An 18,497-nucleotide genomic window follows, 5' to 3' on the forward strand; every position below is an offset into this window, starting at 1 on the left:
AACACCTGATGAGCACCAACAAAGAACTCATGCAACGTCGCAGCAACGCCGTTCCCCGTGGCGTAGGACAGATCCACCCTATTTTTGCCGAGCGGGCAGAAAACTGTCGGGTCTGGGACGTTGAAGGCCGTGAATTCCTCGACTTTGCTGGCGGTATTGCGGTGCTGAACACCGGTCACCTGCATCCGCAGATCGTCTCTGCGGTAGAAGCGCAGTTGAAAAAGCTGTCTCATACCTGTTTCCAGGTGCTGGCCTATGAGCCGTACCTGGAGCTGTGTGAAATCATGAATAAGAAAGTGCCGGGTGATTTCGCCAAGAAAACCCTGCTGGTGACCACCGGCTCTGAAGCGGTGGAAAACGCGGTGAAAATCGCCCGCGCCGCCACCAAGCGTACGGGGACTATCGCCTTTAGCGGCGCTTACCACGGTCGTACCCACTACACCCTGTCACTGACCGGGAAAGTCAATCCGTACTCCGCCGGAATGGGGCTGATGCCGGGCCACGTGTATCGTGCGCTTTATCCTTGCCCGCTGCACGGCATCAGTGAAGATGATGCTATCGCCAGCATTCACCGCATTTTCAAAAACGATGCCGCGCCAGAAGACGTCGCCGCCATCGTGATTGAACCCGTTCAAGGCGAAGGCGGTTTTTACGCGGCCTCTCCTTCCTTTATGCAACGGCTGCGCGCCATTTGTGACGAACACGGGATCATGCTGATTGCCGATGAAGTACAGAGCGGTGCGGGTCGCACCGGTACGCTGTTTGCCATGGAGCAGATGGGCGTTGCACCCGATCTCACCACCTTCGCCAAATCCATCGCCGGAGGCTTCCCGCTGGCGGGCGTGACCGGACGCGCCGAAGTCATGGACGCAATCCCACCGGGCGGTCTGGGCGGCACCTATGCCGGTAACCCAATTGCCTGTGCCGCCGCGCTGGCGGTACTGAACATTTTCGAACAGGAAAATCTGCTGCAAAAAGCCAACGAGCTGGGGCAAACCCTGCGCGAAGGCCTGCTGGCTATCGCGGAAACCCATCGCGAGATTGGCGACGTACGCGGGCTGGGCGCGATGATTGCTATCGAACTGTTCGAAAACGGCGATCGCACGAAACCAGACGCCAAACTGACTGCGGAAGTGGTGGCGCGTGCACGCGAGAAAGGACTGATCCTGCTCTCCTGCGGACCTTACTACAACGTGCTGCGCATTCTTGTCCCGCTGACCATTGAAGATGCGCAAATCCGCCAGGGGCTGGACATTATCGCCCAGTGTTTTGCCGAGGCAAAGCAGGGTTAACCCCCCGAATAAAAACGTGAAATTGTAGGCCGGATAAAGCGCAAGCGCTGCCATCCGGCAATGTTGTGATGCCCGGTGGCGCTACGCTTACCGGGCCTACGGGTAAGGTGCAGGAAGCGACGTCAATAACAATAACGAGGTTTAAAGATGGGGCAAGTGTCACAATCACATGATTTAGGGGGCGGGCTGAAATCACGCCACGTCACCATGCTGTCTATTGCCGGGGTAATCGGCGCAAGTTTGTTCGTCGGTTCAAGCGTGGCGATTGCAGAAGCCGGTCCCGCAGTATTATTAGCCTATCTGTTCGCCGGATTGCTGGTGGTGATGATTATGCGCATGCTGGCCGAAATGGCCGTTGCCACCCCGGATACCGGTTCTTTTTCCACTTACGCCGATAAGGCCATCGGGCCGTGGGCAGGTTATACCATCGGCTGGTTGTACTGGTGGTTCTGGGTGTTAGTTATCCCTCTGGAAGCGAATATTGCCGCCATCATTCTGCACTCCTGGGTACCGGGCATTCCTATCTGGCTGTTTTCTCTGGTTATCACGCTGGCGTTAACCGGCAGTAACTTGCTGAGCGTTAAAAATTACGGTGAATTCGAGTTCTGGCTGGCGCTGTGCAAAGTGGTTGCCATTCTGGCGTTTATTACCCTCGGTGCGGCGGCGATTAGCGGTTTCTACCCTTATGCCGAAGTTAGCGGAGTTTCACGCCTGTGGGATCAGGGCGGCTTTATGCCCAACGGTTTTGGCGCCGTGATCAGCGCGATGTTAATCACCATGTTCTCCTTTATGGGCGCGGAGATAGTTACCATCGCCGCCGCCGAATCCGATACCCCGGATAAACATATCGTTCGCGCCACCAACTCGGTTATCTGGCGTATCTCTATCTTCTATCTGTGCTCTATTTTTGTGGTGGTGGCGCTGATCCCGTGGAATATGCCGGGCCTGAAAGAAGTCGGTTCTTACCGCTCGGTGCTGGAGCTACTGCATATCCCGCACGCGAAATTGATCATGGACTGCGTCATTTTACTGTCGGTGACCAGCTGTCTTAACTCCGCGCTGTATACGTCATCGCGTATGCTCTACTCCCTGAGCCGCCGTGGCGATGCCCCCGCCTTTATGGGTAAAACGAACCGCAGCAAAACGCCTTATGTGGCGGTGTTACTGTCGACAGGTGCCGCGTTCCTCACCGTCATCGTCAATTATTACGCCCCGGCCAAGGTATTTAAATTCCTGATCGACAGCTCCGGTGCCATCGCGCTGCTGGTGTATCTGGTCATTGCCGTTTCTCAACTGCGGATGCGCAAAATCCTGCTGGCGCGAGGCGGTGAAATTAAACTGAAAATGTGGCTCTATCCGTGGCTTACCTGGCTGGTCATCGCGTTTATTATCTTTGTGCTGGTGGTCATGCTGTTTCGCCCGGCACAACAGCTGGAAGTTATCTCTACCGGGTTGTTAGCCATAGGAATTATTTGCACCGTGCCCATTATGTCACGCTGGAAAAAACTGCTATCGTGGCAAAAAGCACCATTGCAAAATACGCATTAAACCTGTTCCCGGCTCAGGCCGGGAAATCCTTTCAGGAGTATGACCATGACCGCCATTCCCCAACCGACGGCCATTGATGGATACCGCTGGCTGAAGAACGACATCATCCGCGGTGTGTATCAGCCTGATGAAAAACTGCGTATGAGCCTGCTAACCTCACGCTATGAGCTAGGTGTGGGACCGCTGCGCGAAGCGCTTTCGCAGTTAGTTGCTGAGCGGTTAGTGACGGTGGTTAATCAGAAAGGGTATCGTGTCGCCCCGATGTCAGAGCAGGAGTTGCTCGATATTTTCGATGCCCGCGCCAATATGGAAGCCATGCTGGTCGCGCTGGCCATTGAACGCGGCGACGACGCCTGGGAAGCTGAAATTCTGGCGCGCGCACATATGCTCAGTAAGCTTGAGGCCATTGACGCCAGCGAACAGATGCTCGACGAGTGGGATCAGCGCCACCAGGCGTTTCACTCGGCGATTGTCGCCGGCTGTGGTTCACAATATCTGCTGCAAATGCGTGAACGGCTGTTTTCTCTGGCGGCGCGCTACCGGTTTATCTGGCTGCGTAAAACGGTACTGTCGGTTGAAATGCTGGAAGACAAACACGATCAGCACAAGACGCTGACCGAAGCGATTCTGGCACGTGATGCCGCGCGCGCCAGCGAATTAATGCGCCAGCACTTGCTGACGCCGATTCCGATAATTCAACAGGCTATGTCCGGTAAATTGCTGACGCAATAAGCCTGAATAATATTACTGTTCCGGAATACGTAAAACCTGCCCAGGATAGATTTTATCCGGGCTTTTCAGCATTGGTTTATTCGCTTCAAATATCTGGTTATACAGGTTGGCATTACCGTAAACCTGTTTGGCAATAGCGCTCAGGGTATCCCCAGATTTCACGGTATAAAACTGGCTTTCGCTCGCGGGAGCAGAGGTTTTAACCTGATCGTCTACGCTGGCGATACCGGAGATATTACCAATCGCGATCAGAATTTTTTCTTTCGCTTCCTGACTTAATCCCTCACCAGAAACAGTGGCTTTGCCTTCGTTAATTTGCACGTCCACTTTATCCGCATCAGGGATGCCGGTTTTGTTCAGGTGTTCCTGCACTTTTTTTGCCAGATCGGCTGTGTCATGGTTTCCAGTGACCGCATCCCACAGTTTTTCACCTGCATCTTTTACAAAATTGAAGAGTCCCATATCCACCTCGGTAATTTACAATCAACACCCAAAAGTGTAGCAGAGGAGAAAGGGGCACAAAGAAAACGGCGCCAAAGCGCCGTAGTAGAAAGGAATTAGTTACGCGTCTGTATCCAGAAGGCATGGATCAAACCAGGAATGTAGCCCAGCAGCGTCAGAACGATATTGAGGATAAATGCCCAGCCGAATCCCTTCCCCAGCAGCACGCCAAGCGGGGGCAGAATAATAGTAAAAACGATTCTCCAGAAACCCATACACACTCCCTACAAGCAAAAGTTAATCATTGTTTAAAAAGAGATTTTATCTCTAAGAGTAGCCATTCTACCCAACTCTGCCAGCATTCCGCGGCTGTTTTACCCTCCTTTACGCTCTTTACGCTGGCGTACGTTGGTTACTTATTTTAGAATACGCTTAATTTAGATCATGCTTAAATACATATGACTGAACTTGAACAACTCCAGGCCAGCGCTGAACAGGCTGCCGCCCTGCTAAAAGCGATGAGTAACCCGAAACGGTTGCTGATTTTGTGCATGCTCTGTGGTTCACCCGGTACCAGCGCGGGTGAGTTAGCCCGTGTTACCGGCCTTAGCCCTTCCGCCACATCCCAGCATCTGTCGCGTATGCGTGAAGAAGGTCTGATAGAAAGCCAGCGCGATGCTCAGCGCATCCTCTACTCCATTAAAAATGCGGCTGTGAATTCGTTGATCGCCACATTAAAAACACTGTATTGCCCATAAGGAGCCATCATGACTATTGGGATGATTTCCCCACGCGAGGCGCAGACACTGGTCGCGCAGGGTGCAAAACTGATTGATATCCGCGATGCTGACGAGTATCTGCACGAGCATATTCCTGAGGCACATCTGGCGCCGTTACCTACCCTTGAGCAGGGATCGCTGCCTGCGAATTTACGCGCCGAGCAGGTGATTTTTCACTGCCAGTCAGGCAAACGTACACAAAATGCGGCAACAAAACTGAGCGCCATCGCCGCACCCGCGCAGGTCTGGTTGCTGGAAGGTGGAATTGACGGCTGGAAAGCCGCAGGGTTGCCGGTGGCGAAAGACAGTTCACAACCGTTACCGCTGATGCGTCAGGTGCAGATAGCCACAGGTAGCCTTGCCCTACTCGGCGTTATTCTGGGCTATAGCGTTAGCAGCGCCTTCTTCCTGCTGAGCGGTTTTGTAGGCGCCGGGCTGATTCTCGCTGGCATGACCGGCTTTTGCGGTATGGCGCGATTACTGGACATCATGCCCTGGAACCGACGTACTCATTAAGCGGTAATCATTGAAACAGCACTGTACCCGCCGGTTGACGTGATCTATGGTGAGTTCTGCGATAAATGATAAATAAAGGAGCGCAACAATATGTTTAAACCTGGCGATCTGGTTCAACCGCGTATGGGCGGTCCAAAACTGAAGGTTGTTGAAGTCAATGACGATCAAATTGTGGCGGTACAAGCCAGTAATGAAAGCGGTGATAAATTTACGCTGAAAGCAGCTGATGTCACGCGATATACCGAAGAGGGTGATTTCGGCGTTTGCTGAAAATAAGCGGTGAGGATCTCCTCACCGCCTTCGCAATTAGATCAAAAAGTCATCAAGAGATTTACCGGCAGCCAGCGCCTGGGCAATTGGCTTCGGTGTGCGACCTTGTCCGGTCCATGTTTTCGTTTCACCATTGAGATCGATAAAACGATATTTCGCCGGGCGCGGTTGGCGTTTTTTAACTGAACGTGCCGTCGCAGGTGTTATGCTCAGCAGCTCCTCTGGGCTGATCCCGTCTGCCTGCATCTGCGCCAGCAAGGCATTAATTTTTGCCTGCTGTTCTGCACGTTGGCGCTGTAGCTGTTCTTCTTCATCGCGCCGTTCTTTGGTCACTACCCTGAATTTTTCAAGCATATCTTCCAGTACATCAACGGAAAATTCACGAGCCATTGCACGCAGCGAGCGGATATTATTTAAGTTTTTTAACATTGAACTCATATTAACAAAACCTCTTTAACGTAAAACATAAAAACGGTATTACGCTAAATATTGTATGCAACTGATTATTATATTTCCAGTCTAATTTATTCGTTTATCATTAAACAAATAGCCAACTATGATATTTATAGCATCCATTCTGCTATCGCCCAGACAATATATTCTATTACCCTGATTGCAGCTTTGAATATACCTGCAAGGTATCTCAGCGCGTCACTTAAGAAACAAGCCACAGCATCTCGTGGAACCAACGAGTATACATATTGCACATCAGTCAACATTCAGAAAAGGAGCGCAAAAAATTCAGAAAAACAAGCAACAATAACTCTTTGATCTAAAAAGACTTTAATTAATACAGCAACGAAAACACCAAAACGAACAAAAAACAAACCATTACAGAGCATTTTATCGACAAAAAGACAATAAATAAAAATTTCCAGCTAGTTGCTAGTTATTATCCAGGCAGATATCCTATTAAAGCGCGAAAGCAGCAAGACAAATCACTAGCTGTTAAGGTATTCAAAACCTTTTTTCCCCTTTTTACAAGGAGCATTAACATGTTCTCTCCGCAGTCACGCTTGCGTCATGCAGTAGCAGACACGTTCGCGATGGTTGTTTATTGTTCTGTCGTGAACATGTTGATCGAAATATTCCTTTCTGGAATGAGCTTCGAACAGTCGCTGTATTCCAGATTAGTCGCTATCCCTGTCAACATACTGATCGCGTGGCCATACGGCATGTATCGTGATTTGTTCATGCGCGCGGCCCGTAAAGCCACGCAGGCAGGATGGGCAAAAAATCTGGCGGATGTGCTGGCTTATGTCACCTTCCAGTCGCCGGTGTATGTGATTATTCTGCTGACGGTTGGCGCAGACTGGCATCAGATTACAGCTGCAGTAAGTTCGAACATCGTGGTGTCAATGCTGATGGGCGCTGTCTATGGCTACTTTCTTGATTATTGCCGCCGCTTGTTTAAGGTCAGCAGCTATCATCAGGCTAAAGCCTGACACGCTTCTTCGCGACTGGCACTGCCAGTCGCGTTATTAGTTAGAATTAACGTCGCCAAACAGCCCGCTCAGATAACGTTCAAGCGCAATACGCGAGCTAAAGCCGTGCGGAATACCATAATGCTCATGAGTCTCTCCGGCTAAATACAGCGGGAATTGCTGGTAATGATCGCAAGTTTTAATATCCGTTGCCGGTTCCGCCAGCGAAGAGCTACGTTCTTTCAACGTGGGATGGATAATTAATGCGGTACGCCCCATGCGAGCTTCACGATTAACATACACATAATTTTCGCCACGCCGATAGCCGTACGTTTTCTGCGTCACTACATCAACGGTAAAGCCCACTTTTTCAAGTACGCGCGCCACCTCATCAGGTCGTAAATACATATTATTTTCCTCGTTATCTTTTACTGCGGGCTTACCTTACCTGATTCAGCATTAACAACGCTTTCAGAAAAGTCCATAAACGAGTGAACACGATGAGATGAATATCTTAAGAACCGTACAGATTTATGTCAGCGCCAACCTCAGTTGGTAGGCCGCCTGTTGCGCCATTTCCGCCGAGCTGATATTGGTAAATGACAGCAATATTCCACCCTTTCCTTCTGACGTTATTCGCCAGCGGCTTAGCGCCTGAACCGCTAACCCGGCCTGATTCGCTTTGCGCACCAGCGCAATATCATCTCCGTCTACACTCATCACCAGTTGAATCCCACCTTCCTGAGAAATGACGCTAAACCCTTGTTCAGTCAGGGCGTTTTCCATCCATTGTCGTCGCTGAGCATAATGCTGTCGCATACGTTTTAAGTGCCGCCAGAAGTGGCCATCTTGCATAAAATCTGCCAGCGTTTGCTGCCATAAAACCGGAACGCTACAGGCCGTTAGCGCCGCCTGCTGACGAAAATATTCGACCTGAGTCGGAGGCACCACCAGCCACGCCGTGCGCAAAGCCGGAAACATCGATTTACTGAACGTTCCGGCATAAATCACCCGCTGGGGCGCATCCAGACTTTTTAGCGGCGGTAACGGCTTACCGTGGTAACGAAATTCACTGTCATAGTCATCTTCGATTACCCACGCCTGCACGCGAGTCGCCCACTCCAGCAACTGGTGGCGACGGTCCAAAGACAGTGCTACCCCCAGTGGGCTTTGATGTGCGGGAGTGAGCAGTACAAAACGCGCCTGCGGGTAGTCACGGATCCCGGCGCTGACATCCAGACCATCGGCATCCACCGCTACCGGCATCAACTCAATGCGTTCCTGAGCCACCACGGGCCGGATCAGCGGAAAACCGGGATCTTCGACCCACATTCCCTCACCGGGATGCGCCAGAGCGCGCAGGATTAACGTCATTGATGCCGCATAGCCTGAAGTGATAAAAATCTGCTCTGGCTGGCATTCAATACTGCGTGAAACGCGCAGGTAATCAACAATTGCCTGGCGTAACACCCGTTCGCCACATACATCGCCCACCGCCAGATCAAAACGCGTTTGGGTGCGTAAACGCCGTCCCATCACCCGTGCCCAGACTTCACGCGGAAAAAGATCGAGTGCGGGTAATCCCATCTGAAAAGGTTGCGGTCTGGGATTTTCTCCGGCGAAGATGGCAGGCGATGCAGGCGCCCTTTCTGGTCGCAGTTGCTCACTGACAAACGTTCCTGCCTGCCCACGCCGCGCGAGCCAGCCCTGCGCCACCAGCTCTGCATAGGCATTTTCCACCGTCGAGCGTGATACTCCCAGCTCCTGGGCCCAGGTCCGGCTGGAGGGCAATCTGGTGCCAGGCTTGAGTTCGCCTTTCTCAATTGCGTTTTTTAACTGACGGGCGATTTGCTGATAACGTGGCATTTATGGTCTGCTTTTTTGGCAACAATATGGCTCTCTGTTGCAGTCCATTATAGTGCTACATTGCGGGTCATCCAAACGAGGAGAAATACCATGACAATGTTACGCCAGCCCTATTACGAACTCAGTCCTGAAATCTATAACGCTCTGGTTCAGGCAAGCCAAGCGCTGGAAAACTGCGCGCTGGAACCTACGTTGACGGAACTGATTTACCTGCGGGTTTCGCAAATCAACGGCTGCGCCTTTTGTCTGGAAATGCACAGTAAAGCACTGCGCAAATCCGGTGTTGCGCAGGCCAAACTGGACGCACTGGCAGGCTGGCGGGTGAGTCACCACTTCAGCGAGCAGGAACGTGCGGCGCTGGCGTGGGCCGAATCGGTCACCCAGATTGCCACTACTCACGCCGAAGATGACGTTTATCTGCCGCTGCTAGACCATTTCAGCGCGAAAGAAATTAGCGACCTGACATTTGCCATTAGCCTGATGAACTGCTTTAACCGTCTGGCGGTGGGGATGCGCATGTGATTCTGCGCTGCCGGATGGCGACATAAATGCCTTATCCGGCCCGGGAAGTACTTTCCTGTAGGCCGGATTAGACGCGACGCGTCGTCATTCGGCAACCTGCGATGGTACATATCACTTCCCCCGTCACGCTCATCACCCAGCTCATCATCAATCTAAAATTCCCATATCTTGTATGGTTGAATCTTTTTAAAACTACATCTAGTATCTCTCCTATCAGGACACACACAACCCGACGCCCTCTATCGCGCCGATCCTTTATTTTTAAATGGAAATACGAATCATGCGCATTATTATTTACACTCGCAATAACTGTGTTCAGTGCCACGCCACCAAACGGGCAATGGAAAGCCGTGGTTTTGACTTTGAGATGGTAAACGTCGATTTACAACCCGATTTGGCTGATAGCCTGCGCGATCAAGGGTTTCGCCAGCTACCGGTCGTGGTCGCGGGTGAAACCAGTTGGTCAGGGTTTCGCCCGGACATGATCAACCGTCTGCATCCGGAACACCGTGTGGCCAGCGCATGAGTCAGCTCGTCTACTTCTCCAGCAGCTCCGAAAATACGCACCGCTTTATGCAGCGTCTGGGGCTGCCAGCCATCCGCATTCCGCTTAACGAACGCGAGCGGATCCGGGTAGACGAACCTTACATATTAATCGTGCCGTCCTACGGTGGCGGCGGCACTGCTGGCGCGGTCCCAAGACAGGTGATCCGCTTTTTAAACGATACGCACAACCGGGCGTTAATCCGTGGAGTGATCGCCTCCGGCAATCGTAATTTCGGTGACGCCTACGGTCGCGCGGGTGATGTCATCTCACAAAAATGCGGCGTGCCGTGGCTCTATCGCTTTGAGCTGATGGGCACCCAAAGCGATATCGACAACGTTCGAAAAGGAGTGAGCGAATTTTGGCAACAACAACCGCAGAACGTGTAATGCAGCCAACGCTGGATTATCACGCCCTGAACGCCATGCTGAATCTGTACGATAAAGCCGGGCGCATTCAGTTCGACAAAGACCATCAGGCGGTGGAGGCTTTCTTTGCCTCCCACGTCCGCCCAAACTCGATGGCGTTTGCCAGCCAGCAGGAGCGTCTGGAAACGTTGGTGGATGAAGGCTATTACGATGCCAGCGTGTTAGCCCGCTACGATCGCGCGTTCGTGCTGAAGCTATTCAACCATGCCCACGCCAGCGGATTCCGTTTCCAGACGTTCCTCGGCGCATGGAAGTTCTACACCAGCTATACGCTGAAAACGTTCGACGGTAAGCGCTATCTCGAAGACTTTGAGGATCGGGTCACAATGGTGGCGCTCACGCTGGCGCAGGGCGATGAAACGCTCGCGATGCAGCTGACCGATGAAATGCTTTCCGGGCGCTTTCAGCCCGCCACACCAACCTTTTTAAACTGCGGAAAACAGCAACGCGGTGAGCTGGTCTCCTGCTTCCTGTTGCGTATTGAAGACAACATGGAGTCTATTGGTCGGGCGGTCAACTCCGCACTTCAGCTCTCCAAACGCGGCGGCGGCGTGGCATTTTTACTCTCCAACCTGCGCGAGGCAGGAGCGCCCATAAAGCGCATTGAGAACCAGTCATCTGGGGTGATCCCAGTAATGAAAATGCTGGAAGATGCGTTTTCTTATGCGAATCAACTCGGGGCACGTCAGGGTGCGGGGGCGGTGTATCTGCACGCACACCATCCGGATATTTTACGTTTTCTCGATACCAAGCGCGAAAACGCCGACGAGAAAATCCGCATCAAAACGCTCTCGCTTGGCGTGGTGATCCCGGATGTTACCTTTCAACTGGCGAAAGAAAATGCCCGAATGGCGCTGTTCTCACCGTATGACGTGGAACGGATTTACGGCAAACCGTTCGGTGATATCGCCGTGAGTGAGCGGTATGACGAACTGGTTGCCGACGAACGTGTGCGCAAAAAATTCATTAACGCCCGCGATTTCTTCCAGCGGCTGGCCGAGATCCAGTTTGAGTCTGGCTATCCTTACATCATGTTTGAAGATACGGTGAATCGCGCCAATCCGATTGCCGGTCGGATCAATATGAGCAACCTGTGCTCGGAGATTTTGCAGGTTAACAGTGCCTCTACCTACGATGAAAATCTCAATTACGCACAGACCGGGCACGATATTTCCTGCAATCTCGGCTCGTTAAACATTGCCCATACCATGGATTCACCCGACTTTGGTCGTACCGTGGAAACGGCGGTTCGTGGCTTAACCGCCGTTTCGGACATGAGCCATATCCGCAGCGTGCCCTCGATTGAGACCGGAAACAGCGCGTCGCACGCAATTGGTCTTGGGCAGATGAATCTGCACGGGTATCTGGCGCGGGAGGGGATCGCCTACGGTTCGCCGGAAGGGCTGGATTTCACCAATCTCTATTTCTACACCATCACCTGGCATGCGCTGAATACGTCAATGAAGATCGCCCACGAGCGCGGTCAAACCTTTGCCGGATTCAAACAGTCGCGCTACGCCAGCGGCGAATATTTTAACCAGTATCTGCAGGGCGACTGGCAGCCAAAAACCGACAAGGTTCGCACGCTGTTTGCCGCCAGCGGCATTACGCTGCCGACGCGCGAGATGTGGTCACAGCTGCGTGAAGATGTGATGCGCTACGGCATTTATAACCAGAATTTACAGGCGGTTCCCCCCACCGGTTCTATCTCCTACATCAATCATGCCACGTCAAGCATTCACCCGATCGTGTCGAAAGTGGAGATTCGCAAAGAGGGCAAAACCGGGCGCGTTTACTACCCTGCCCCGTTTATGACCAATGAGAATCTGGCCTTGTATCAGGATGCCTATGAGATCGGTCCACAAAAAATCATTGATACCTACGCAGAAGCAACACGCCATGTCGATCAGGGGCTTTCACTGACGCTCTTTTTCCCCGATACCGCCACCACGCGTGATATCAATAAAGCGCAGATTTACGCCTGGCGTAAGGGCATCAAATCCCTGTACTACATCCGACTACGCCAGTTGGCGCTGGAAGGCACCGAAATAGAAGGCTGCGTGTCATGCGCGCTGTAAGGAGGAGAAAATGACATTATCCCGCGTGAGCGCCATCAACTGGAACAAGATTGAGGATGATAAAGATCTTGAGGTATGGAACCGTCTGACCAGTAACTTCTGGCTCCCGGAAAAGGTCCCGCTCTCCAATGACATTTCGGCCTGGCAAACGTTGAACGCCGCCGAACAGCAGTTAACAATCCGCGTTTTTACCGGGCTGACGTTGCTCGACACCATTCAGAATGTTGCCGGAGCACCAGCGTTAATGGCTGATTCGTTAACACCGCATGAAGAGGCGGTGCTGTCGAATATCAGCTTTATGGAGGCGGTGCACGCCCGTTCATACAGCTCAATTTTCTCCACCCTTTGCCAGACCAAAGATGTGGATGCAGCCTACGCCTGGAGTGAAGAAAATACCCCACTCCAGCGCAAAGCGCAGATCGTTTTGACACATTACGCCAGCGACGAACCGTTGAAGAAAAAAATAGCCAGCGTGTTTCTGGAATCCTTCCTGTTCTATTCCGGCTTCTGGTTACCGATGTATTTTTCCAGCCGCGGAAAATTGACCAATACAGCCGATCTTATTCGCCTGATTATTCGTGATGAGGCCGTTCATGGGTATTACATTGGTTATAAATATCAAAAAGGTCTGGAGCATATTTCCGAGTCCGCACGCGAGGAGTTAAAGAACTTTGCCTTCGATCTGCTGATGGAATTGTATGATAACGAAGCGCGCTATACGGAAGAATTGTATGCAGAAACAGGCTGGGTGGATGACGTCAAAGCCTTCCTTTGCTACAACGCCAATAAGGCATTGATGAATTTGGGGTATGAGGCGCTATTTCCACCTGAAATGGCGGAGGTTAACCCGGCAATCCTTGCCGCGCTGTCGCCCAACGCTGACGAAAACCACGATTTCTTCTCGGGTTCTGGCTCATCCTATGTGATGGGAAAAGCGGTCGAAACCGAAGACGACGACTGGAATTTCTAGCAATCAATTCTGTGGGAAATACCGTACATTTTTCGCGGAAATATTTTAACAGGATCACACTTTTGTTGTGCAAATATAATTGTGTGATCTACACTCAATATCAGCCGCATTATTCGCCTGCATTCCAGCAATTCAGGCGATTTTTCATTGGCATTTACAAAAAATATTAACCCGCCCGCATTCGCGCTCAGCCCTTATATCACGGGAAGTCCCGCCGCCTGGCCTTCGGCAATATTCATGCCACAACCAAATTCAGGGTTGTCTCAGATTCTCAGTATGTTAGGGTAGAAAAAGGTCACTATTTCCATCAGGTAATATATCGATATAAACAAATAACAGGAATCATTCTATTGCATGGCAATTAAATTAGAAGTTAAAAATCTCTATAAGATATTTGGAGAGCATCCCCAGAGAGCCTTCAAATATATTGAAAAAGGACTTTCAAAAGAGCAGATTCTGGATAAAACGGGGCTATCGCTTGGCGTTAAGAACGCCAGTCTGGCCATTGAAGAAGGCGAGATATTTGTCATCATGGGATTATCCGGTTCGGGTAAATCCACAATGGTACGCCTTCTCAATCGCCTGATTGAACCCACCCGCGGACAGGTATTGATTGACGGCGTAGACATCGCCCGGATATCCGATGCTGAGCTTCGCGAGGTGCGCAGAAAAAAGATTGCGATGGTGTTCCAGTCCTTTGCCCTGATGCCGCACATGACGGTTCTCGACAATACGGCATTCGGTATGGAATTAGCCGGCGTAGGTGCGGATGAACGTCGTGAAAAAGCGTTAGATGCGCTGCGTCAGGTTGGTCTGGAGAATTATGCTCACGGCTACCCGGATGAACTTTCCGGAGGGATGCGCCAGCGTGTGGGCCTCGCCCGCGCATTAGCCATTAACCCTGACATCTTATTAATGGATGAGGCCTTCTCAGCCCTCGATCCGTTAATTCGTACCGAGATGCAGGATGAGCTGGTAAAGCTACAGGCGAAGCATCAACGTACCGTGGTATTTATATCGCATGACCTCGACGAAGCTATGCGTATTGGCGACAGAATTGCCATTATGCAAAACGGTGAAGTGGTCCAGGTCGGCACGCCGGATGAAATCCTGAATAATCCGGCCAATGATTATGTACGCACCTTCTTCCGCGGCGTTGATATTAGCCAGGTCTTCAGTGCGAAAGATATTTCACGCCGTAGCCCCGAGGGTTTAATTCGTAAAACGCCCGGGGTGGGTCCACGTTCTGCGCTGCAATTGTTGCAGGACAAAGATCGCGAATATGGTTACGTGATCGAGCGCGGTAATAAGTTTGTCGGTATTGTCTCTATCGACTCATTAAAAACAGCGTTAAGTCAGGCGCAAGGAATTGAAGCGGCGTTAATTAATGAGCCGCTGGCCGTGGATGCACAAACCCCTCTCAGCGAGTTGCTTTCTCATGTCGGTCAGGCCCCGTGCGCGGTGCCGGTTGTAGATGAGGAACAGCAGTATGTGGGCGTCATTTCAAAACGCATGCTGTTACAGGCTTTAGATCGTGAGGGGGTAAACAATGGCTGATCAAACTAATCCGTGGGACACCACACCAGCGGCCGACAGTGCCGCACAAAATGCTGATGCCTGGAGTACGCCATCAGGCGCACCCACTGACGGTGGTGGCGCGGACTGGCTGACCAGCGCACCCGCGCCGGCACCAGAGCATTTCAATATTATGGATCCGTTCCATAAAACGCTGATCCCGCTGGACAGTTGGGTCACAGAGGGGATCGACTGGGTCGTTACCCATTTCCGTCCGGTCTTCCAGGGCATTCGTGTCCCGGTGGATTACATTCTCAACGGCTTTCAACAGCTGCTGTTAGGTATGCCAGCCCCGGTAGCGATTATCCTGTTCGCGCTGATTGCCTGGCAGATTTCCGGCGTGGGGATGGGCGTTGCTACGCTGATTTCCTTAATTGCCATCGGTGCCATCGGCGCGTGGTCGCAGGCCATGATAACCCTGGCGCTGGTGTTGACCGCGTTGCTGTTCTGCGTGGTTATCGGTCTGCCGATGGGAATCTGGTTGGCGCGCAGTCCACGGGCAGCAAAAATTGTTCGCCCGCTGCTGGACGCCATGCAAACCACACCCGCGTTTGTCTATCTGGTGCCGATTGTCATGCTTTTCGGTATTGGTAACGTCCCGGGCGTAGTGGTGACGATTATCTTCGCCCTGCCGCCAATCGTGCGTCTGACTATTCTGGGGATTAACCAGGTGCCAGCCGATCTGATTGAAGCCTCGCGCTCGTTTGGCGCCAGCCCGCGTCAGATGCTGTTTAAAGTGCAGCTCCCGCTGGCAATGCCCACCATTATGGCTGGGGTTAACCAGACGCTGATGCTGGCGCTCTCAATGGTCGTCATCGCGTCGATGATTGCCGTCGGCGGACTGGGCCAGATGGTTCTGCGCGGAATCGGTCGTCTGGATATGGGGCTTGCCACCGTCGGCGGGGTTGGGATTGTGATCCTCGCCATCATCCTGGATCGCCTGACGCAGGCCGTTGGTCGCGACTCGCGTAGTCGTGGCAACCGTCGCTGGTACACCACCGGTCCCATTGGGCTTATCACTCGCCCATTCACGAAGTAATTCACCCGTTGCCCGGTGGCGCATGCTTACCGGGCCTACAATTCATTAACTTGCACAAAATCATTCAGGATGAAGTGTAATAAGGAACAACGATGCGACAGAAAGTAATTATTGCCACAGCGTTTGCCACCCTTGTCTCCACCAGCACTTTCGCTGCCGACCTGCCGGGCAAAGGCATCACCGTACAGCCAATCCAGAGCACTATCTCTGAAGAATCCTTCCAGACGCAATTAGTCGCCCGTGCGCTGGAGAAACTGGGTTACACCGTTAACAAAACCAGCGAAGTTGACTACAACGTCGGCTATACCTCCATTGCCTCTGGCGATGCAACTTTTACCGCCGTGAACTGGCAGCCGCTACATGATGATATGTACGCCGCTGCGGGCGGAGACAAAAAGTTTTATCGCGAGGGGGTATTCGTTACAGGTGCCGCACAGGGTTATCTGATCGACAAGAAAACCGCTGAGCAGTATAAAATCACCAATATCGCCCAGTTAAAAGATCCGAAGATCGCTAAAATCTTTGACACCAACGGTGACGGAAAAGCCGATATGATGGGCTGTTCACCGGGCTGGGGCTGTGAAGCAGTAATCAACCACCAGAACAAAGCTTTCGATCTGGAAAAAACCGTCGAGGTCAGCCACGGTAACTATGCGGCGATGATGGCCGACACCATTACCCGCTTCAAAGAAGGTAAACCCATTCTTTACTACACCTGGACACCGTACTGGGTCAGCGACGTAATGAAGCCGGGTAAAGATGTGGTCTGGCTGCAGGTACCGTTCTCTTCCCTGCCAGGCGAGCAGAAAGATATTGATACCAAACTGCCAAACGGTGCCAACTACGGCTTCCCGGTGAACACTATGCATATTGTCGCCAATAAAGCCTGGGCGGAGAAAAACCCGGCTGCGGCGAAACTGTTTGCCATCATGAAGCTGCCGCTGGCGGATATCAACGCACAGAACGCAATGATGCACGACGGGAAAGCGTCTGAAGCCGACGTGCAGGGTCACGTTGACGGCTGGATCAAAGCCCACCAGCAGCAGTTTGACGGCTGGGTGAACGAAGCGCTGGCCGCGCAGAAATAATCCACTCACAGGCCTGATGAGTGTAGCGCCATCAGGCCTGTAACCGCATAAATGCCGGATGGTGGCGCGATGCACCTAATCCGGCCTATCCTCCTTCCCCCAATCGCACAATCCATCACTCAACAAATCAGCAACATTTAATCACTTCCGTTATGATTGTTTTCTGCAACCCATTACTCAGTTGAAAACAATGACGAAAACCACTCAGGGACTTAGCCCTTCGCTGATCCTGTTAATGTCTATCGCCACCGGCCTTGCCGTCGCCAGTAACTATTATGCGCAACCGCTGCTTGATACCATTGCGCGTAACTTTTCGCTATCTGCCAGTACTGCCGGGTTTATCGTCACCGCGGCCCAACTCGGCTACGCCGCTGGTCTGCTGTTTTTAGTCCCGCTTGGCGATATGTTCGAACGTCGGATGCTGATCGTCTCCATGACGTTGCTCGCGGCTGGTGGCATGCTGATTACCGCCAGCAGTCAGTCACTGAGTATGCTGATCCTCGGCACCGCTCTGACCGGACTGTTCTCGGTAGTCGCACAGATTTTAGTTCCGCTGGCGGCGACACTTGCCACGCCAGACAAGCGCGGTAAAGTTGTCGGCACGATTATGAGCGGCCTGCTGTTGGGCATTCTGCTGGCACGCACCGTAGCGGGATTACTGGCCAATTTGGGCGGCTGGCGCACCGTGTTTTGGGTGGCATCGGTATTAATGGCGCTGATGGCGATTGCGCTGTGGCGCGGTCTGCCGAAGATGAAATCAGAAACGCATCTTAACTACCCGCAACTTCTGGGTTCGGTATTCAGCCTGTTTATCCACGATAAACTGCTGCGTACCCGCGCGATGCTGGGCTGTCTGACCTTTGCCAATTTCAGTATCCTATGGACATCAATGGCGTTTTTGCTCGCCGCACCGCCGTTTAACTATTCAGAAGGCATGATTGGTCTGTTCGGTCTGGCGGGTGCCGCAGGTGCATTAGGCGCACGTCCGGCAGGCGGTTTTGCCGATAAGGGTAAATCCCACCTGACCACAACTATGGGGCTGCTATTACTGCTGCTCTCCTGGCTTGCTATTTGGCTTGGGCACACTTCCGTCCCCATGCTGATTATCGGCATTCTGGTGCTGGATCTCACCGTTCAGGGCGTACACATCACCAACCAGACGGTTATCTATCGCATTCATCCTGACGCGCGTAATCGCCTGACCGCCGGATACATGACCAGCTATTTTATTGGCGGAGCGGCGGGTTCGCTGATTTCAGCCTCCGCCTGGCAGCATGCCGGGTGGGCTGGAGTTTGTCTGGCAGGTACGACCGTTGCCATACTCAACCTGGTGGTCTGGTGGCGAGGTTTTCACCGTCAGGAAGCCGTAAATTAAGCGTATAGTG

General features: G+C 52.3%; 21 protein-coding genes. 16 read left to right on the forward strand and 5 right to left on the reverse strand.

Going from position 1 to position 18,497, the window contains the following annotated elements; all coding sequences use genetic code 11:
- Positions 1–8: 8 nt before the first annotated feature.
- The 3 genes from gabT (at position 9) to csiR (ending at position 3,572) form a co-directional block, all read left to right on the forward strand.
- Positions 9–1,292 (forward strand): 4-aminobutyrate--2-oxoglutarate transaminase, encoded by a 1,284-nt coding sequence (gabT, locus tag OGY71_RS16935; RefSeq protein ID WP_063940988.1) that lies wholly within the window; start codon positions 9–11, stop codon positions 1,290–1,292.
- A 147-nt stretch (positions 1,293–1,439) separates the two neighbouring features.
- Positions 1,440–2,840 (forward strand): GABA permease, encoded by a 1,401-nt coding sequence (gene gabP, locus OGY71_RS16940; protein ID WP_032944690.1) that lies wholly within the window; start codon positions 1,440–1,442, stop codon positions 2,838–2,840.
- A gap of 45 nt (positions 2,841–2,885) precedes the next feature.
- On the forward strand, positions 2,886–3,572 hold the full coding sequence (gene csiR, locus OGY71_RS16945) for a DNA-binding transcriptional regulator CsiR (RefSeq protein WP_020996289.1): 687 nt from the start codon (positions 2,886–2,888) through the stop codon (positions 3,570–3,572).
- A gap of 12 nt (positions 3,573–3,584) precedes the next feature.
- On the opposite strand, the gene lysM is transcribed toward csiR, so the two are convergent.
- Together lysM and OGY71_RS16955 are read right to left on the reverse strand one after the other, a co-directional pair.
- Positions 3,585–4,034 carry a peptidoglycan-binding protein LysM gene (lysM, locus tag OGY71_RS16950; protein WP_063940987.1) on the reverse strand — a complete coding sequence of 150 codons (450 nt, stop codon included), beginning with the start codon at positions 4,032–4,034 and terminating at the stop codon, positions 3,585–3,587.
- Between the two features lie 95 nt (positions 4,035–4,129).
- Entirely contained in the window at positions 4,130–4,288 is a 159-nt protein-coding gene (locus OGY71_RS16955; protein ID WP_003037242.1) for a YqaE/Pmp3 family membrane protein, read from the reverse strand.
- Positions 4,289–4,471: 183 nt separating this feature from the next.
- On the opposite strand from OGY71_RS16955, the gene OGY71_RS16960 reads away from it, so the two are divergent.
- The 3 genes from OGY71_RS16960 (at position 4,472) to OGY71_RS16970 (ending at position 5,578) form a co-directional block, all read left to right on the forward strand.
- The gene (locus tag OGY71_RS16960) at positions 4,472–4,771 is read left to right on the forward strand and encodes an ArsR/SmtB family transcription factor (protein WP_193134564.1); all 300 of its coding nucleotides are present in this window, start codon (positions 4,472–4,474) and stop codon (positions 4,769–4,771) included.
- 9 nt (positions 4,772–4,780) lie between these two features.
- Positions 4,781–5,308, forward strand: coding sequence for a rhodanese family protein (locus OGY71_RS16965; RefSeq protein ID WP_286613483.1), 528 nt, complete (start codon positions 4,781–4,783; stop codon positions 5,306–5,308).
- A 90-nt stretch (positions 5,309–5,398) separates the two neighbouring features.
- The gene (locus tag OGY71_RS16970) at positions 5,399–5,578 is read left to right on the forward strand and encodes a GDFGVC terminal motif YodC-like protein (RefSeq protein ID WP_003825999.1); all 180 of its coding nucleotides are present in this window, start codon (positions 5,399–5,401) and stop codon (positions 5,576–5,578) included.
- A gap of 36 nt (positions 5,579–5,614) precedes the next feature.
- Here the strand turns inward: OGY71_RS16970 and stpA are convergent, their stop codons facing one another.
- The gene (gene stpA / locus OGY71_RS16975; RefSeq protein WP_008785604.1) at positions 5,615–6,016 is read right to left on the reverse strand and encodes a DNA-binding protein StpA; all 402 of its coding nucleotides are present in this window, start codon (positions 6,014–6,016) and stop codon (positions 5,615–5,617) included.
- 557 nt (positions 6,017–6,573) lie between these two features.
- Between stpA and alaE the strand changes: the two genes are divergently transcribed.
- On the forward strand, positions 6,574–7,023 hold the full coding sequence (alaE, locus tag OGY71_RS16980; RefSeq protein ID WP_003037259.1) for an L-alanine exporter AlaE: 450 nt from the start codon (positions 6,574–6,576) through the stop codon (positions 7,021–7,023).
- Positions 7,024–7,059: 36 nt separating this feature from the next.
- Here alaE and OGY71_RS16985 read toward each other — a convergent pair whose 3' ends face one another.
- Both OGY71_RS16985 and pdxR read right to left on the reverse strand, forming a co-directional pair.
- Positions 7,060–7,410, reverse strand: a complete 351-nt coding sequence (locus OGY71_RS16985) for a DUF2002 family protein (RefSeq protein ID WP_003037262.1) — start codon at positions 7,408–7,410, stop codon at positions 7,060–7,062.
- Between the two features lie 123 nt (positions 7,411–7,533).
- A complete protein-coding gene (pdxR, locus tag OGY71_RS16990; RefSeq protein ID WP_286613484.1) occupies positions 7,534–8,868 on the reverse strand; it encodes a MocR-like pyridoxine biosynthesis transcription factor PdxR in 1,335 nt (444 codons plus the stop codon).
- 90 nt (positions 8,869–8,958) lie between these two features.
- On the opposite strand from pdxR, the gene OGY71_RS16995 reads away from it, so the two are divergent.
- From OGY71_RS16995 to OGY71_RS17035, 9 genes are all read left to right on the forward strand, one after another.
- Positions 8,959–9,390: a carboxymuconolactone decarboxylase family protein gene (locus tag OGY71_RS16995; RefSeq protein WP_003825991.1), complete on the forward strand. Its 432-nt coding sequence runs from the start codon at positions 8,959–8,961 to the stop codon at positions 9,388–9,390.
- Positions 9,391–9,670: 280 nt separating this feature from the next.
- Complete coding sequence (gene nrdH, locus OGY71_RS17000; RefSeq protein ID WP_048236625.1) at positions 9,671–9,916, forward strand: glutaredoxin-like protein NrdH; 246 nt, start codon at positions 9,671–9,673, stop codon at positions 9,914–9,916.
- Positions 9,913–10,323 carry a class Ib ribonucleoside-diphosphate reductase assembly flavoprotein NrdI gene (gene nrdI, locus OGY71_RS17005; RefSeq protein ID WP_063940985.1) on the forward strand — a complete coding sequence of 137 codons (411 nt, stop codon included), beginning with the start codon at positions 9,913–9,915 and terminating at the stop codon, positions 10,321–10,323. The genes nrdH and nrdI overlap by 4 nt, the downstream gene beginning before the upstream one ends.
- Positions 10,296–12,440 (forward strand): class 1b ribonucleoside-diphosphate reductase subunit alpha, encoded by a 2,145-nt coding sequence (nrdE, locus tag OGY71_RS17010; RefSeq protein ID WP_149334869.1) that lies wholly within the window; start codon positions 10,296–10,298, stop codon positions 12,438–12,440. Before nrdI ends, nrdE begins: the two co-directional genes overlap by 28 nt.
- A gap of 10 nt (positions 12,441–12,450) precedes the next feature.
- On the forward strand, positions 12,451–13,410 hold the full coding sequence (gene nrdF, locus OGY71_RS17015; protein ID WP_286613485.1) for a class 1b ribonucleoside-diphosphate reductase subunit beta: 960 nt from the start codon (positions 12,451–12,453) through the stop codon (positions 13,408–13,410).
- A 354-nt stretch (positions 13,411–13,764) separates the two neighbouring features.
- Entirely contained in the window at positions 13,765–14,967 is a 1,203-nt protein-coding gene (gene proV, locus OGY71_RS17020; RefSeq protein WP_191222234.1) for a glycine betaine/L-proline ABC transporter ATP-binding protein ProV, read from the forward strand.
- Positions 14,960–16,024, forward strand: a complete 1,065-nt coding sequence (proW, locus tag OGY71_RS17025; RefSeq protein ID WP_008785611.1) for a glycine betaine/L-proline ABC transporter permease ProW — start codon at positions 14,960–14,962, stop codon at positions 16,022–16,024. The genes proV and proW overlap by 8 nt, the downstream gene beginning before the upstream one ends.
- A gap of 92 nt (positions 16,025–16,116) precedes the next feature.
- Complete coding sequence (gene proX / locus OGY71_RS17030) at positions 16,117–17,112, forward strand: glycine betaine/L-proline ABC transporter substrate-binding protein ProX (RefSeq protein WP_003825976.1); 996 nt, start codon at positions 16,117–16,119, stop codon at positions 17,110–17,112.
- Between the two features lie 190 nt (positions 17,113–17,302).
- On the forward strand, positions 17,303–18,487 hold the full coding sequence (locus OGY71_RS17035; RefSeq protein ID WP_191222233.1) for an MFS transporter: 1,185 nt from the start codon (positions 17,303–17,305) through the stop codon (positions 18,485–18,487).
- The last annotated feature ends 10 nt before the right edge of the window (positions 18,488–18,497 follow it).

Source organism: Citrobacter sp. Cpo109 (genome assembly GCF_030332565.1).
In the GTDB taxonomy this organism is placed as follows: Bacteria; Pseudomonadota; Gammaproteobacteria; order Enterobacterales; family Enterobacteriaceae; genus Citrobacter; species Citrobacter portucalensis.